The organism is Olleya sp. AS48, from assembly GCF_038900355.1.
Taxonomy (GTDB): Bacteria; Bacteroidota; Bacteroidia; order Flavobacteriales; family Flavobacteriaceae; genus Olleya.
On record NZ_JBBMRD010000001.1, the window covers coordinates 217,280 to 230,874 of the forward strand.

The 13,595-nt window shown below is 31.5% G+C and carries 14 protein-coding genes; 7 read left to right on the plus strand and 7 right to left on the minus strand.

Annotated features, from left to right (window positions below; all coding sequences use genetic code 11):
* Positions 1–130: 130 nt before the first annotated feature.
* The 5 genes from WNY60_RS01025 to WNY60_RS01045 all read right to left on the minus strand — a co-directional run bounded on the left by WNY60_RS01025 (position 131) and on the right by WNY60_RS01045 (position 4,554).
* Positions 131–388 (minus strand): hypothetical protein, encoded by a 258-nt coding sequence (locus tag WNY60_RS01025; protein WP_145001895.1) that lies wholly within the window; start codon positions 386–388, stop codon positions 131–133.
* 81 nt (positions 389–469) lie between these two features.
* Positions 470–778 (minus strand): thioredoxin family protein, encoded by a 309-nt coding sequence (locus WNY60_RS01030; protein WP_145001894.1) that lies wholly within the window; start codon positions 776–778, stop codon positions 470–472.
* A 6-nt stretch (positions 779–784) separates the two neighbouring features.
* Positions 785–1,429: a peroxiredoxin gene (locus WNY60_RS01035; protein WP_342861214.1), complete on the minus strand. Its 645-nt coding sequence runs from the start codon at positions 1,427–1,429 to the stop codon at positions 785–787.
* Between the two features lie 141 nt (positions 1,430–1,570).
* Positions 1,571–3,043: a Na+/H+ antiporter NhaC gene (gene nhaC, locus WNY60_RS01040; protein WP_342861215.1), complete on the minus strand. Its 1,473-nt coding sequence runs from the start codon at positions 3,041–3,043 to the stop codon at positions 1,571–1,573.
* Positions 3,044–3,339: 296 nt separating this feature from the next.
* Positions 3,340–4,554 (minus strand): aminotransferase class I/II-fold pyridoxal phosphate-dependent enzyme, encoded by a 1,215-nt coding sequence (locus tag WNY60_RS01045; RefSeq protein ID WP_342861216.1) that lies wholly within the window; start codon positions 4,552–4,554, stop codon positions 3,340–3,342.
* 163 nt (positions 4,555–4,717) lie between these two features.
* Here WNY60_RS01045 and WNY60_RS01050 point away from each other — a divergent pair, with 163 nt between their 5' ends.
* The 5 genes from WNY60_RS01050 to WNY60_RS01070 all read left to right on the plus strand — a co-directional run bounded on the left by WNY60_RS01050 (position 4,718) and on the right by WNY60_RS01070 (position 9,439).
* Positions 4,718–5,176, plus strand: a complete 459-nt coding sequence (locus WNY60_RS01050) for an Lrp/AsnC family transcriptional regulator (protein WP_028281948.1) — start codon at positions 4,718–4,720, stop codon at positions 5,174–5,176.
* A gap of 49 nt (positions 5,177–5,225) precedes the next feature.
* Positions 5,226–5,996, plus strand: coding sequence for a helix-turn-helix transcriptional regulator (locus WNY60_RS01055; RefSeq protein WP_292944781.1), 771 nt, complete (start codon positions 5,226–5,228; stop codon positions 5,994–5,996).
* A 266-nt stretch (positions 5,997–6,262) separates the two neighbouring features.
* Positions 6,263–7,663: a dihydrolipoyl dehydrogenase gene (lpdA, locus tag WNY60_RS01060; RefSeq protein ID WP_342861217.1), complete on the plus strand. Its 1,401-nt coding sequence runs from the start codon at positions 6,263–6,265 to the stop codon at positions 7,661–7,663.
* A gap of 156 nt (positions 7,664–7,819) precedes the next feature.
* A complete protein-coding gene (locus tag WNY60_RS01065) occupies positions 7,820–8,311 on the plus strand; it encodes a nuclear transport factor 2 family protein (RefSeq protein ID WP_145001888.1) in 492 nt (163 codons plus the stop codon).
* Between the two features lie 162 nt (positions 8,312–8,473).
* Positions 8,474–9,439 (plus strand): hypothetical protein, encoded by a 966-nt coding sequence (locus WNY60_RS01070; RefSeq protein ID WP_342861219.1) that lies wholly within the window; start codon positions 8,474–8,476, stop codon positions 9,437–9,439.
* Positions 9,440–9,489: 50 nt separating this feature from the next.
* Here the strand turns inward: WNY60_RS01070 and WNY60_RS01075 are convergent, their stop codons facing one another.
* Together WNY60_RS01075 and WNY60_RS01080 are read right to left on the minus strand one after the other, a co-directional pair.
* Entirely contained in the window at positions 9,490–10,839 is a 1,350-nt protein-coding gene (locus WNY60_RS01075; RefSeq protein WP_342861220.1) for a DEAD/DEAH box helicase, read from the minus strand.
* A gap of 42 nt (positions 10,840–10,881) precedes the next feature.
* The gene (locus tag WNY60_RS01080; RefSeq protein ID WP_342861221.1) at positions 10,882–11,793 is read right to left on the minus strand and encodes an aldose 1-epimerase family protein; all 912 of its coding nucleotides are present in this window, start codon (positions 11,791–11,793) and stop codon (positions 10,882–10,884) included.
* Positions 11,794–11,850: 57 nt separating this feature from the next.
* Between WNY60_RS01080 and WNY60_RS01085 the strand changes: the two genes are divergently transcribed.
* Both WNY60_RS01085 and WNY60_RS01090 read left to right on the plus strand, forming a co-directional pair.
* Positions 11,851–13,152, plus strand: coding sequence for an anthranilate synthase component I family protein (locus WNY60_RS01085; protein ID WP_145001885.1), 1,302 nt, complete (start codon positions 11,851–11,853; stop codon positions 13,150–13,152).
* A gap of 87 nt (positions 13,153–13,239) precedes the next feature.
* Positions 13,240–13,593 carry a four helix bundle protein gene (locus tag WNY60_RS01090; protein ID WP_282070013.1) on the plus strand — a complete coding sequence of 118 codons (354 nt, stop codon included), beginning with the start codon at positions 13,240–13,242 and terminating at the stop codon, positions 13,591–13,593.
* Positions 13,594–13,595 lie beyond the last annotated feature (2 nt).

Sequence of the window (13,595 nt, forward strand, 5' to 3'; positions counted from 1 at the left end):
GGTATTGGTTGTTTAGGTTGGTAATACCTTGTAAGGTAATAAAAATTGGTTAACCAATTAATTATTAGGTATAAAAAAACCACTTTAGTATATAAAGTGGTTTTAATAATTCTTTTTCTTTCTCTTAAGCTTACTTATCAATAGAACCTAAAACACGTTTCATAAAGTTGTTTACAGCCTCTTTTTTAGGTGTACCATCTTTAATCATTTTATTAACTTCAATTGCGCCATACATATTAGAGATTAGCTCTCCAATAACGTCTAACTCTTCATCTTTTAAAGATGGTACTTCGGTTAGGGCTTCTAGAGTTTCAATAGTTTCAACGATGTAATCCTCGTCATTGTCTTCTATAAATTGAGCTAAATGTTTTATTACAGGTAATTTCATTGATAATTATTTTTTTTAATCCGATTGAAAATAGCCGAAGTATTTTACGCTTCGACTATACTCAACCTGACTTATTTGTTGTTATGCTACTTCGTCAACTAACTCTTTTAAAACGTCAAATTTGTTAGTCTGTGTTTGATTTACAAATTTTCCGCCTTTAAAGGTTGCGAATGTTGGTAAATTATCTACAGTAGCTAATGTTCTTGATTCCGGAAATTTTTCCGCGTCAGCGATAACAAACGTTATATTTTCTAACTCGCCAGCTAATTTTTTAACTTTTGGTTTCATGATACGACAGTTACCACACCATGTAGCCGAATATTGTACTACTACAGTGTCGTTGTTTGCTATAATTTCGCTTAAGTTATCTTGACTTAGTTCTTGTAACATAATAATTTAGTTTACGTGGTTTGCTAAATAAGCTGCAGTACCTTTAGCGTTAGCTTGCATTGCATCTTTACCTTCTTCCCAGTTTGCAGGACAAACTTCACCTTTTTCTTGTACGTGCGTTAAAGCATCTACTAAACGTAAGTATTCTCCAACGTTTCTACCTAATGGCATGTTGTTGATACTTTCGTGTTGTACGATACCATCTTCATCAATAATATAAGTTGCTCTGTAAGTTACGTTGTCACCTTCTACTTGTACAGTTCCAGTAGCTTCATCGTAAGTTTCGTTTTTGATATCTAAAATACCTAATATACTAGATAAGTTACGGTTGCTGTCTGCAAGGATTGGGTAGGTTACACCTTCGATACCACCATTATCTTTAGATTGGCTTAACCATGCAAAGTGTACTTCTGGAGTATCACATGATGCACCAATAACGATTGTGTTTCTTTTTGCAAACTCTTCTTTAGCAGCTTGAAACGCGTGTAATTCTGTTGGACAAACAAAAGTAAAATCTTTTGGGTACCAGAATAAAACTACTTTTTTATTGTTGTTTTTTGCTTCTTCAAGAACGTTGATTTTAAAAGTATCTCCCAACTCGTTCATTGCGTCTACGTTTAAATCTGGAAACTGTTTTCCTACTATTGCCATTTGTTTAAAATTTTAAAATTAATTACTTTGTTTTTACAGTATGCAAAAGTACAGTATGATATTAAAAAAACAAGCCTAATAAAATTTTTAAATCTTATTAGGCTATAAGTTTTAATTATAGTTTATATAAAAAGGTATAATTTATAATGATTTATCTTTTAGCATTCTTATTTTAAGATTAAGAGCAGCAAAAAGTAAGGTTGTAAATGGACTAAGCCAATTAAAAATAGCATACACAAAATACTCACCAACACCAACACCTAAAACTCCCGACTGGTATGCACCACAGGTGTTCCATGGGATAAGTACAGAGGTTACAGTTCCAGAATCTTCCAAAGTACGACTTAAGTTTTCTGGCGCAAGTCCTTTATCTTGATATGCTTTTTTAAACATTTTACCAGGTATTACCAACGCCAAATATTGGTCGCTAGCAATAGCATTTAAACCTAAACAACTAATAACAGTACTAGCAAACAATCCAAAAACTGTAGTAGCTAATTTTAAAAGTGCTTTAGTTAATCTAGATAATGCACCAATTGCATCCATAATACCTCCAAAAACCATAGCGCAACAAATTAAAAGGATGGTCCAAAGCATACCTTGCATACCACCAGCACTAAATAAGTCGTTAAGTTTATCGTTATCTGTAGTGATTTGCGTGTCTGTTAAAATAGATTTTATAATGGCAGTAAAGTTTGAGTCTGCTAATCCATTTAATACGTTTGATTGAAATATAATAGCAAAAATAGCTGCTAGTATAACTCCAGTAACTAAGGCGACTAAAGGTTTAGTTTTAAATAATATTAAAACAATGACAACCAATGGTACAATAAATAACATAGGTGTGATATTAAATGTACCATCGATACTGGTTAATAAGCCACTTATATCAGCACTTCCTGTGGTATCTATTGTCGCGCTCATAATTCCAAAAGCAATTAGAGTAATTATTATAGTTGGTACAGTTGTAAAGGTCATGTACCTAATGTGTGTAAATAAATCTGTTCCAGCCATAGCAGGAGCAAGGTTTGTGGTATCACTTAAAGGAGACATTTTATCTCCAAAATAGGCTCCAGATATTACAGCACCAGCAATCATACCAGGACTAATACCTAACGCGCTTCCAATACCTATTAAAGCAATACCAACGGTTGCAGAGGTTGTCCAAGAACTTCCTGTTGCTATGGATATAATAGCACAAATAATTACAGAAGCTGGTAAAAATATAGCAGGACTTAACACTTGTAGTCCATAATATACCATTGCAGGAATTACACCACTGACTAACCAAGTACCAGCTAAAGCGCCAACTAAAAATAAAATCATGATAGGAACAAAAACACTTTGTAGGTTTTCCCAGATTTCTTTAATCATAGGTTTAACAGAAACTTTATTAAATAATCCTACAACAGCTGCAGATGCACCACCTAAAAGCAGTATAATTTGGTTAGTATAAGTTCCAAACCACTCTTGACCTTCTACAAAAAAAATGTTGTAAGCCAACATTGCCATAAGTATCACGACAGGAATTAGAGCTTCAATAAAATTAAGTTCTTTATTTTCAACTATATTTTGATCGTTTGCTTTAAATTCTGAAATATTGTCGTCTTGCATGTTAGTTAGTTTTTTTAGTGTTGTAATGTTACGATTTTACAATAAGTTATGCAAATGGATTTATGTGCTGAAAATTAGTAAGTTAAATGTAATTGGTGTCAAAATTAATTATTCTACTAACTTCTGATTAATATTTAAGTGAATTTGGAAAGGATAATTTAGCATTGAATTTGGGTTAATTTGAAGTATAATTACAAGCTTTAATGCATTTGGTTTTTGTGCTTTTTTTAAATGAAAATATAAAAGCCTGAACATTGTATTTGCTCAGGCTTTTATTAAAAAAAATACTTATCAATTTATGCTGTTTCTAATTGTAAAACACCAACTTCAATCATACATGCTTTTATCATGTTAAAAGTACGCTCTATATCGTCATCCAATCCAATAGAAAATCTAATTAGACCTTCGCTTAATCCCATTTCTGCTTGTTCCTCTTGTGGTATTTCTGAAGAGGTAGAGGTTCCTGGAGCACTAAATAAGGTTTTATAAAATCCTAAACTTACTGCTAAATAACCTACGTTTTTTTCTTGCATTAATTCCATTAACGCATTGGCTTTATCTAAAGATCCTGCATCAATAGTAAGCATACCTCCAAAACCATAAGCTTCATTCATCATAGATTTAAAAACGTCATGAGATGGATGAGAAGCTAATCCTGGATATACTGTTTTAATACCTAGTCCTTCAAATTTTTCGGCTAAATAAGACGCATTTTTACTGTGTTGCTTCATTCTGATATGCAGTGTTCTCATATTTTTTAAAATCGAAGCAGAGCGTAAACTGTCCATAGAAGCACCAAGTAACATACTTGCACCATCAATGACACTTTTAAGAGAATTAATAAACTCAGTGCTAGCACAAACAACGCCTCCCATAGTATCCGAAGATCCATTTATAAATTTGGTTAAACTATGTATTACTATATCTGCACCTAATTGTGCTGGCGAAATAGATAAGGGTGAAAACGTATTGTCTACAACTAAGGTTAAGTTGTGCTTTTTAGCCAAAGTAGCTAAACCTTTAATATCTGCAACTTCCAATAAAGGGTTACTTACAGACTCGCAATACAAAACTTTTGTGTTTTTAGTAATTGCAGCTTCAACAACATCTAATTTTGTAATATCTACAAACGACGTTTGGATGTTCATTCTTGGCGTAAAATTCTTTAAAAACGCGTAAGTACCACCATAAATCGTTCGGCTAGATACAATATGATCACCAGCACCACACAATTGTAAAAGGGTAGGTGTTATTGCTCCCATTCCTGATCCTGCAACATTGGCACTTTCTGTTCCTTCCATAGCAGCTAATGCTTCACCTAAATAAAGGTTTGAAGGTGTAGAGTGTCTTGAGTATAAATAGCATCCATCTGTATTACCCTCAAAAGTATCAAACATGGTTTTTGCTTTCAAAAAAGTGTAGGTAGACGAGTCTGATATTGAAGGGTTTACTCCTCCAAATTCTCCAAAATATTGTAAGTCTTGAATATTATCTGCTGGTTTAAATTTCATTTGTATTATTTTTAGTAATGATTACATCAAATATCAATGATGTTAGATTAATAATCAATAGATATGGTTAAATTTAGATTTTAAAACTAAATATTACTAATTATACAGAAAATAAATTATGTATATTTGATTTTAATTTAATTCCACTGAAAATTTTTCCATTATGACCTTTGATGCCATTGACAAAAAACTACTACAATTGTTACAAAATGATAGTAAACAGACTAATAAAGAGTTATCTAACAAGTTAAATTTATCCGTTACTGCTGTTTTTGAGCGTATTAAAAAACTTGAAAACAATGGTGTAATTAATAAATATGTCGCTTTAGTTAAAAAGGAAAAGGTAGAAAAAAGTTTTGTAGCCTTTTGTCACATAAAACTATCGCAACACATCCAAGAATATGTAGTACAGTTTGAAAAGGAGGTAACCAACTTAACAGAGGTTTTAGAATGTCATCATATTAGTGGTGATTATGACTACTTATTAAAAGTTATGGTTAAAGATATGGAAGCGTTTAGGGAGTTTATGGTAGAAAAACTTACCAATATAAACCACATTGGAAGTACACATAGTATGTTTGTTATCAGTGAAGTAAAAAGTACTACTGCCATACCAATTTAATTTTTTTTTATAACTTGTTTAAAAATTAATCGCTATTAATAATTTTTAAATGAAGTATTCACAAATCAAGGAATTATATAAAAATATATTTAAATCCTATGAAAAACCGTCACTAGAAACACATATAAAAAAAATGATGGAATTGGATAGTTACTTACCCTATAGTTCCACCTTTTTTTGCGTAACCAATACACAGGATTTAAAATTTGAGTATATCAGTAAAAATCTTAGTTCCTGCTTAGGCATAGATCCTAACGTGTTAAAAACACAAGGGATGCGCTATTTTTGGAGTCGAATTCATCCAGAGGATATAGAGGTCTGGTTAAGTGCCATGAACCAATTAATGGAGTTTACCTTGACTGAAATTAAACCGACAGACAGAAGTAAGACTAATTACACTTGGAATTACAGGTTTAAAAACGGAAACGATACCTATGTTAACATTGTGCAAAACACCACACCTTTGTCTTTTGATTTAGATATGAAGCCTATAATAGGATTGGCACATTATACGGTTTTGGATCCAAAAATTAAAATGCATATCACAGCAACTGCTAAATTACTAAACGCTAATAATGAGTATGAAACTATATATTTTAATAATTTTTCTCAGAAATTATTAAAAGAGTCTATTAGTAATAGAGAGCGTGATGTTATTAGATTATTAGTGTTAAACTTAACAAGCAAGGAGATTTCAGAAAAATTAAATATCAGCTCGCATACCGTAGACACGCACAGACGTAATATTCTAAAAAAATTAAAAATTTCTTCCACTGGCGAGTTAGTGGGTATGCTAAAATTTAATAAAAATCTAATTTAAAATTAAATTTACTCAATTTAAGTATTGTGTTAATTATCAGTATTGTGCAATTTTACAGTGCTATTAATCTTAAGGGAGACCTTCATAACAAGTCTGTAACTAGTCAAATAATAATTTGATTTTTATGGACTTTTATGTTTTTATGGCTTACTGTTAAGCGTATAATAAAATTAGGTGTTTCTACTTCATTATTACAGACACAAATCGTACTTTTGTTTAATATTATAACAATTATTAATTTCCGCGAAAGCGAAAAAACAAAATATATGAGTCAATACGACGTAGCAATTATCGGTTCAGGTCCTGGTGGATATGTAGCAGCAATACGTTGCGCACAATTAGGAATGAAAACTGCAATTATTGAAAAATATTCTACTTTAGGTGGAACATGTTTAAATGTAGGATGTATACCAAGTAAAGCACTATTAGCCTCTTCGCATCATTATGAAGAAGCAACCAAACACTTTGAAGATCATGGGATCGAAATTCCGGGAGATATTAAAGTGAATTTAGAAAAAATGATTGGTCGTAAGCAAGCAGTTGTAGATCAAACTACTGGTGGTGTTGACTTTTTAATGAAGAAAAACAACATCGACGTTTTTACAGGAGTTGGTAGTTTTAAAGATGCTACACACATTGTTATCGAAGGTGAAGAAACAACTACAATCGAAGCAAAAAATACGATTATAGCTACAGGTAGTAAACCATCTACTTTACCATTTATTACTTTAGATAAAGAGCGTATTATTACTTCTACTGAAGCATTAAAACTTAAAGAAATCCCTAAGCACATGATTGTGATTGGTGGTGGTGTTATTGGTTTAGAGTTAGGTCAAGTTTACAGACGTTTAGGTGCAGAGGTTACTGTTATAGAGTATATGGACAGAATTATTCCAGGAATGGATGGAGCTTTGTCTAAAGAGTTGAATAAAGTCTTTAAAAAGGCTAAATTTAACATGATGTTATCTCACAAAGTACAGTCAGTAGAGCGTGTTGGAGATGAAGTAATTGTTAAAGCAGAAAACAAAAAAGGAGAAGTTGTTGAGTTTAAAGGAGACTATTGTTTAGTGTCTGTTGGACGTAAGCCTTTTACTGGTGGTTTAAATGCTGAAGCTGCTGGAGTTAAATTAACAGACAGAGGTCAAGTAGAAGTTAATGAGCATTTACAAACTAATGTATCTAACATTTACGCAATTGGAGATGTTGTAAAAGGTGCAATGTTGGCGCATAAAGCTGAAGAAGAAGGTGTTTTTGTTGCTGAAACTTTAGCAGGTCAAAAACCACATATAGATTATAACTTAATTCCTGGTGTTGTTTATACATGGCCAGAAGTTGCTGCTGTTGGTAAAACAGAAGAAGAGTTAAAAGAATCTGGAGTAGATTATAAAGTAGGTCAATTTCCGTTTAGAGCGTTAGGTCGTGCTAGAGCAGGAGGAGACTTAGATGGATTTGTAAAAATCCTTGCAGATAAAAAGACAGACGAAGTATTAGGTGTACACATGATTGGTGCACGTTGTGCAGATCTAATTGCAGAAGCAGTAGTTGCTATGGAATTTAGAGCATCTGCCGAAGATATTTCGCGTATGTCACATGCACATCCAACATTTGCAGAAGCGGTAAAAGAAGCTGCTTTAGCTGCAACTGATGATCGTGCTTTGCATGTTTAAAAATTAAATTAATATTCCGCTTTCGCGGAAATAAAAAAAAGCGAACCAATTTGGTTCGCTTTTTTTTGTTAAAACTGTAACATATAATACTATACAGTCTCTTTATTAAGTAACTAATCAATTAATTAATTAATGCTTAACCAATAACTATTAATCATGAAAATCAGCAAAACTAAAAGTCTTATTTATTTCCTATTATTAGTACTAATAAGTTCCTGTAAAATTAAAACCGTTATAAAAGTAGACAACGTAAAGCCTCAGGAGATTGTAAATAAAACGTTGTATAATACAATTTTAGAGCAAGATCGGATTTATTTTGAAGCTTATAATACATGTGATTTAATCTTACAAAATAAAATGATTCCTGAAAATTTAGAATTTTATCACGATAATGGTGGCTTAATGACTTCTAAATCAGATTATATGGAAGGCTTAAAAAATAATATTTGCGGTAAAGTAACTAGACAATTGGTAATGGGAAGTGTTGAGGTATATCCAATTAATAATTTTGGAGCAGTGCAAATAGGTATGCATACATTTTATAATAATCAAGAACCTAATGCCATATCCAAGCCTAGCAAGTTTATAGTGATATGGAAAAAAGAAGCAAATATATGGCAAATGAGTCGTGTGGTTAGTTTACATTAAAATTTATATAATACCGTTACATTAAATTACAGTATTTAAAGCAGGAGTAATAAATGTCTTTACCAAGACATGTTTACATAAAATTGACGCATATTTAATACGGAAGATTTTAATTTTTAACATAATTTTCTATCTTGTTGGTTAAATGTTAAAATTTATAAAATGAATAGTATTCTTAAAATCAAATTGTTAGTAGTCTTTTTTTTAGTTTTTATCAATTCAATTTTTAGTCAAGACTATTCAGAATTGGCAGATCAATATTTCAATAATCATAATCCTGAAAATGTTGCTTTTATAAAAAAAGTAATAGAAGACAACAATGCAGTACAATTGGTAATTGATTGGCAAGACTTGGAGGTGGAGCATGAATTAGATTTAATGGAAACTGAAAGTAAAATGAATCATTTAAATGTAAGCTTTAAGATCAATAACAAAAATCCAGATGATACTGCTATATGCAAAGCTTTTGAAGCTAATCACAATAAAAGAAAAGAATTAGATAGGAGGTTGTCCACTTTAAAAGCGATGGTGACACTAAGTGAAACGACATATAATTTATGTAAAAATAACATCTATAATAAATCCAATTGTAACAAAGAGTATAATAATTATTCTAACAATGTAAAACTTTATAATAATGCAATTAACGAGGGAATACGTAGTAAAAATGAATATTTAAATTCACGTACTAGATGTATAGAAGTTAAAGAAAATTACAAGAATGAAAGAAGTAATACCAATAGAGTTATTGATCGTGTAAGGGACGAGTTGGAAAGTAGAAGTTTAAAGAGAGAAGAGTCTATAAAAAACATATCAGAACAGATAAGAGGTTTGATTTTGAAAACGCCAAAAAAAACAGTGACATATTTTGATGATGGCACAATACAGCAAGAGGGTAGCATAGATTTAAGAACTAATAATTTTGTTGGAGAAGTGAAAAAATATCATCCTAACGGAAAATTATTTGTAACCACTAATTTTAAGGATGGTGAGCAGCATGGTCTGTTTACACAATATTTTGAAAATGGAGGTGTAGAGTATAAAATCAATTATGAGAATGGCGAAGAAACTGGATCAACAACTTATGATCAACAAGGAAATATTGTTAGTCAAGATAATATGGATTAGGATATAAGATTTTTAGAAATAAAAAAAGCGAGCTATTTAGCTCGCTTTTTTTATTTTTTATTACGTTTATTGTAATTTTTATCACCTCTAGTTTTTGGCTTTTTATACTTGGCAGCAATTTTAAATTTATAACTACCACCTAAATTTTCTTTACTATTTTTTTCTGATTTTTCATGAAAAGCAGGTCCAGGTGCATCAATGTCTTTACGTTTGGTTGGATTGTTACGTTCTTTAATTACAGTGCGTTCTTCTTCAATCAACTCTGTAGAGATTTCAACTTCCTCTGGAATTTGCAATTCCGGAATGTCCATTTGCATTAGACTTTCAATTTTTTCAAGACTGTCCTGTTCTTTTTTGGTACTAAAAACAACTGCTTGTCCTTCGCGTTCTGCACGACCTGTTCTACCAATTCTGTGCATGTAGTTTTCTGGATAGTCTGGTGTATCAAAGTTAAAAACGTGTGTTACGTTATCAATATCTAATCCACGTGCCATTACATCAGTAGCAACTAAAACACGATTTATACCTTCTCTAAATTGCTCGATACTACGTAGTCTGTAGTTTTGCGTTTTGTTTGAGTGGATGACACATAACTCTTCTTTAAAAAACTCGTCTAAAGCTTCAAAAAGTCTATCTGCCATACGTTTGTTGGATACAAAAACTAATACTTTATTATACGTTTCAGCGTCTTGTAATAAGTGTACTAATAAATTAAGTTTAGTGTAATAATTAGGGACACTATATTTTGTTTGTGCTATGTTTTCTAAAGGTGTACCAGAAATAGCAATAGATACTTTTTGTGGTGCAGTAAAAAAGTCAGTAATTAATTCGTCAACATCTTCTGTCATTGTAGCAGAAAACATAATATTTTGTCTGCGTTCTGGAAGGATATCAAAAATATTAATTAATTGATGTCTAAACCCTAAGTCTAGCATGACATCTACTTCGTCAATAACTAAGCGCTCTAAAGATTTAAGTTGTAGTACTCGACTAACTGCTAAATCATACAATCGTCCAGGCGTTGCAACAATAATATCTTGACCTTGTGCAACTGCTTGTTTTTGTGTGTTAATGTTTGTGCCTCCATAAACACCAAGAACACGCGTGTTTATGTATTTTGCTAATTTTTCAATCTCATCAACAACTTGCACTACTAATTCTCTAGTAGGTACTAAAATTAAAACACGAGGATTATCTTGCTTAGAAAATTTTAGGTTTTTAAGTATTGGTAACATATAGGCAAAAGTTTTACCAGTACCAGTTTGTGCAATACCGACCATATCTTTACCACTTGCAACTACATTAAAAGCTTCTGCTTGTATTGGAGTTGGTTGTGTAAACCCTAGGTCGTCAATTGCGTTATATAAAGGGGTGTTTAAATTTAAATCTCTAAAGCTCAAAACGTGTTATTTTAGCCTACAAAATTACCACTATTATTTTGTTTACCCTAAATGATGCTCATGTATTTGTATACTGTAGCTTGCATTAAAGGTTTCATCTTGTGGTAATTTGATAATCCCTTCTTTTTCGGTTAGTTTTTGTGTTGTGTTTTCAGCGTCAGCAATACCTAGCCAAGGTTCTACACAAACATAAGGTGCGTTTGGTTTAGCCCAAATACCCAAATAATTAAAGTCTTTGTAGGTGATATTTAATATCTCGCCATGAGTTTTACTCACTAAAGCCACTTTTCTGGATTGTAAATCCTTAAAAATAAGCGCATCTTCATTAAATAAATCTGGTCTTAAATTAATACTGTTTTTAGTATTAAAAGCAGGTTTAGTTTGATTGGTTACTAAACCATTATCTATATTTAATAAATAGGTTTGTGCTGTTTCTTCGTGTTCAAAAACCAAACTATAATCCGTATAATTTTCATCTTTATAAATAGGACATTTAAAAGCAGGATGTCCACCAATACTAAAATAGATTGCTTTATTATCTAAGTTTTTAACCGTGTGTTTAATATTTAAAGTGTTATTGTCTAAAGTGTAAGTGATTAAAAACTCAAACTTAAAAGGAAACTGTTTTAATAAGTCTTCATTATAAATTAAACTAAAAGTTAAACTATTTTTGCTTTGATCAATTAGTTTTATATCGTCATTATGCCTAACAAAACCGTGCTTTGGCATGTTGTAGGTTTTACCTTCAAAAGTGTATTGGTCATTTTTTAAAGCTCCAATTATTGGAAACAAATTGGGTGCGTAGCTTCCCCAAATGTCAGGATCTGCATGCCACATAAATTGATTGTCGTTTTTAACGGAAGCAATTTCGCATAATTCTGCGCCTTTCGGTTTAACCGAAATTTTTAATACCTCATTTGATACTTGAAACATCTGTCTTATATTTAATCTCATGACTAAAATACTCGTTTTTTTAACATTTCTGTTTAACTTTACGCAACATTTTTTAAAGTGAGAACAACGACAAAACATAAACTAACTAATCCTGAGGACTTCAAGCAAAATTTATTGTCTTGGAGTCAGCAATTTGACGATGTTGTTTGGCTGGATTCTAACCAGTATAAGCAACAATACTCTAGCTATGATGCTGTTTTAGCTGTCGATGCCTTTACAGGATTTCAAACGGATTATAAAGATGCTTTTGAGCAGTTTAAAGAATACCAAACATTAGCTAATGACTGGGTTTTTGGTTATTTATCTTACGATTTAAAAAATGATGTAGAGCCTTTAAAATCTGCTAATTATGATGGTTTAGCATTTCCTGATTTATATTTTTTTCAACCTAAAAAAATCTTTTTAATTAAAGGTGACACTGTGGAACTGCAGTATTTAAAAATGGTTGATGATGAAGTGGAAACCGATTTAAATACAATAAATTGTTACAAGGACGATAAAATTAACAATTTACCTATCGAAAACGACCCTATTAAAATAAAACTTAGAATACATAAAGACGCGTATTTTGATAAGATTAAAACCATGTTAAGTCACATACACAGAGGTGATATTTACGAAGCTAATTTTTGTCAAGAGTTTTATGCAGAGGACACCGTTATAAATCCGTTAGAGATTTATAATAAACTTAACGCCATATCAAAACCACCATTTGCGACGTTTTTAAAGCTTAATGATAAATATTTATTGTCTGCGTCTCCAGAGCGTTACATTAAAAAAGAAGGCACTAAAATTATATCCCAACCTATTAAAGGGACCGCAAAACGTGAGGCTGATTTTATATTAGATTCTATTTTAAAAAACAATTTAGTATCGGATCAAAAGGAACGTAGCGAAAACGTAATGATTGTAGATTTGGTGCGTAATGATTTATCGCAAACCGCAACAAAAGGGAGCGTAAAAGTTGAAGAATTATGTAAGATTTATACCTTTGATCAAGTACATCAAATGATATCTACAGTAACCTCTCAGGTAGATAAAAAGACACATCCAATAGATATTATTAAAAGTACGTTTCCTATGGGAAGTATGACTGGAGCACCAAAAATTTCGGCAATGAAAATTATTGAAACTTTAGAAGAAACCAAACGCGGTTTATATTCTGGAGCAGTCGGCTATATTTCGCCAACAGGCGACTTTGACTTTAATGTTGTTATCCGCAGTATTTTATATAATGCCAGTAATAAATACGTGTCATACTCAGTTGGAGGTGCCATTACAGCAAAATCAGATCCTTTAAACGAATATGAAGAGTGTTTGCTTAAAGCCAAAGCTATGAGAACGGTTTTAGAAGGGTGAAGCTGATATCAGGGAAAAGGCATTAGGCAAAAAAAAGACAAATGTTTTAAGTATTACAGAAACATCAAAAAAACGTAAATTTGTTAAATGAAGAGTTATAGAGATTTGATAGTTTGGCAAAAATCAGTAGATATGGTAACTCATGTTTATCGCTTAGTGAAGCTATTTCCTGAGGATGAAAAGTATGGATTAACTTCGCAAATAAAAAGAAGCGCTATCTCTGTTTCATCTAATATAGCAGAAGGTTATGGGCGTAATTACACCAAGGAATATATTCGGTTTTTAAATATTTCTAGAGGATCATTGTACGAAATGCAGACACAGTTGCAAATTGCAATTAATTTAGATTTTTTAAAAAGCAACGATTTAAATGATGTTAATGACCTGTCTTTACAAATAGAAAAAATGCTTAACGCTTTAATCAAAAAGTTGGCAGTATAATT

Excerpts from the sequence above, each read along its gene's own strand:
- WNY60_RS01055 (WP_292944781.1), top strand. The coding sequence starts at position 5,226 with ATGAAGTATTCACAAATCAAGGAATTATATAAAAATATATTTAAATCC.
- WNY60_RS01050 (WP_028281948.1), top strand. The coding sequence starts at position 4,718 with ATGACCTTTGATGCCATTGACAAAAAACTACTACAATTGTTACAAAAT.
- WNY60_RS01025 (WP_145001895.1), bottom strand. The coding sequence starts at position 388 with ATGAAATTACCTGTAATAAAACATTTAGCTCAATTTATAGAAGACAAT.
- WNY60_RS01080 (WP_342861221.1), bottom strand. The coding sequence starts at position 11,793 with ATGAGATTAAATATAAGACAGATGTTTCAAGTATCAAATGAGGTATTA.
- WNY60_RS01035 (WP_342861214.1), bottom strand. The coding sequence starts at position 1,429 with ATGGCAATAGTAGGAAAACAGTTTCCAGATTTAAACGTAGACGCAATG.
- nhaC (WP_342861215.1), bottom strand. The coding sequence starts at position 3,043 with ATGCAAGACGACAATATTTCAGAATTTAAAGCAAACGATCAAAATATA.
- lpdA (WP_342861217.1), top strand. The coding sequence starts at position 6,263 with ATGAGTCAATACGACGTAGCAATTATCGGTTCAGGTCCTGGTGGATAT.
- WNY60_RS01070 (WP_342861219.1), top strand. The coding sequence starts at position 8,474 with ATGAATAGTATTCTTAAAATCAAATTGTTAGTAGTCTTTTTTTTAGTT.
- WNY60_RS01030 (WP_145001894.1), bottom strand. The coding sequence starts at position 778 with ATGTTACAAGAACTAAGTCAAGATAACTTAAGCGAAATTATAGCAAAC.
- WNY60_RS01090 (WP_282070013.1), top strand. The coding sequence starts at position 13,240 with ATGAAGAGTTATAGAGATTTGATAGTTTGGCAAAAATCAGTAGATATG.
- WNY60_RS01045 (WP_342861216.1), bottom strand. The coding sequence starts at position 4,554 with ATGAAATTTAAACCAGCAGATAATATTCAAGACTTACAATATTTTGGA.
- WNY60_RS01065 (WP_145001888.1), top strand. The coding sequence starts at position 7,820 with ATGAAAATCAGCAAAACTAAAAGTCTTATTTATTTCCTATTATTAGTA.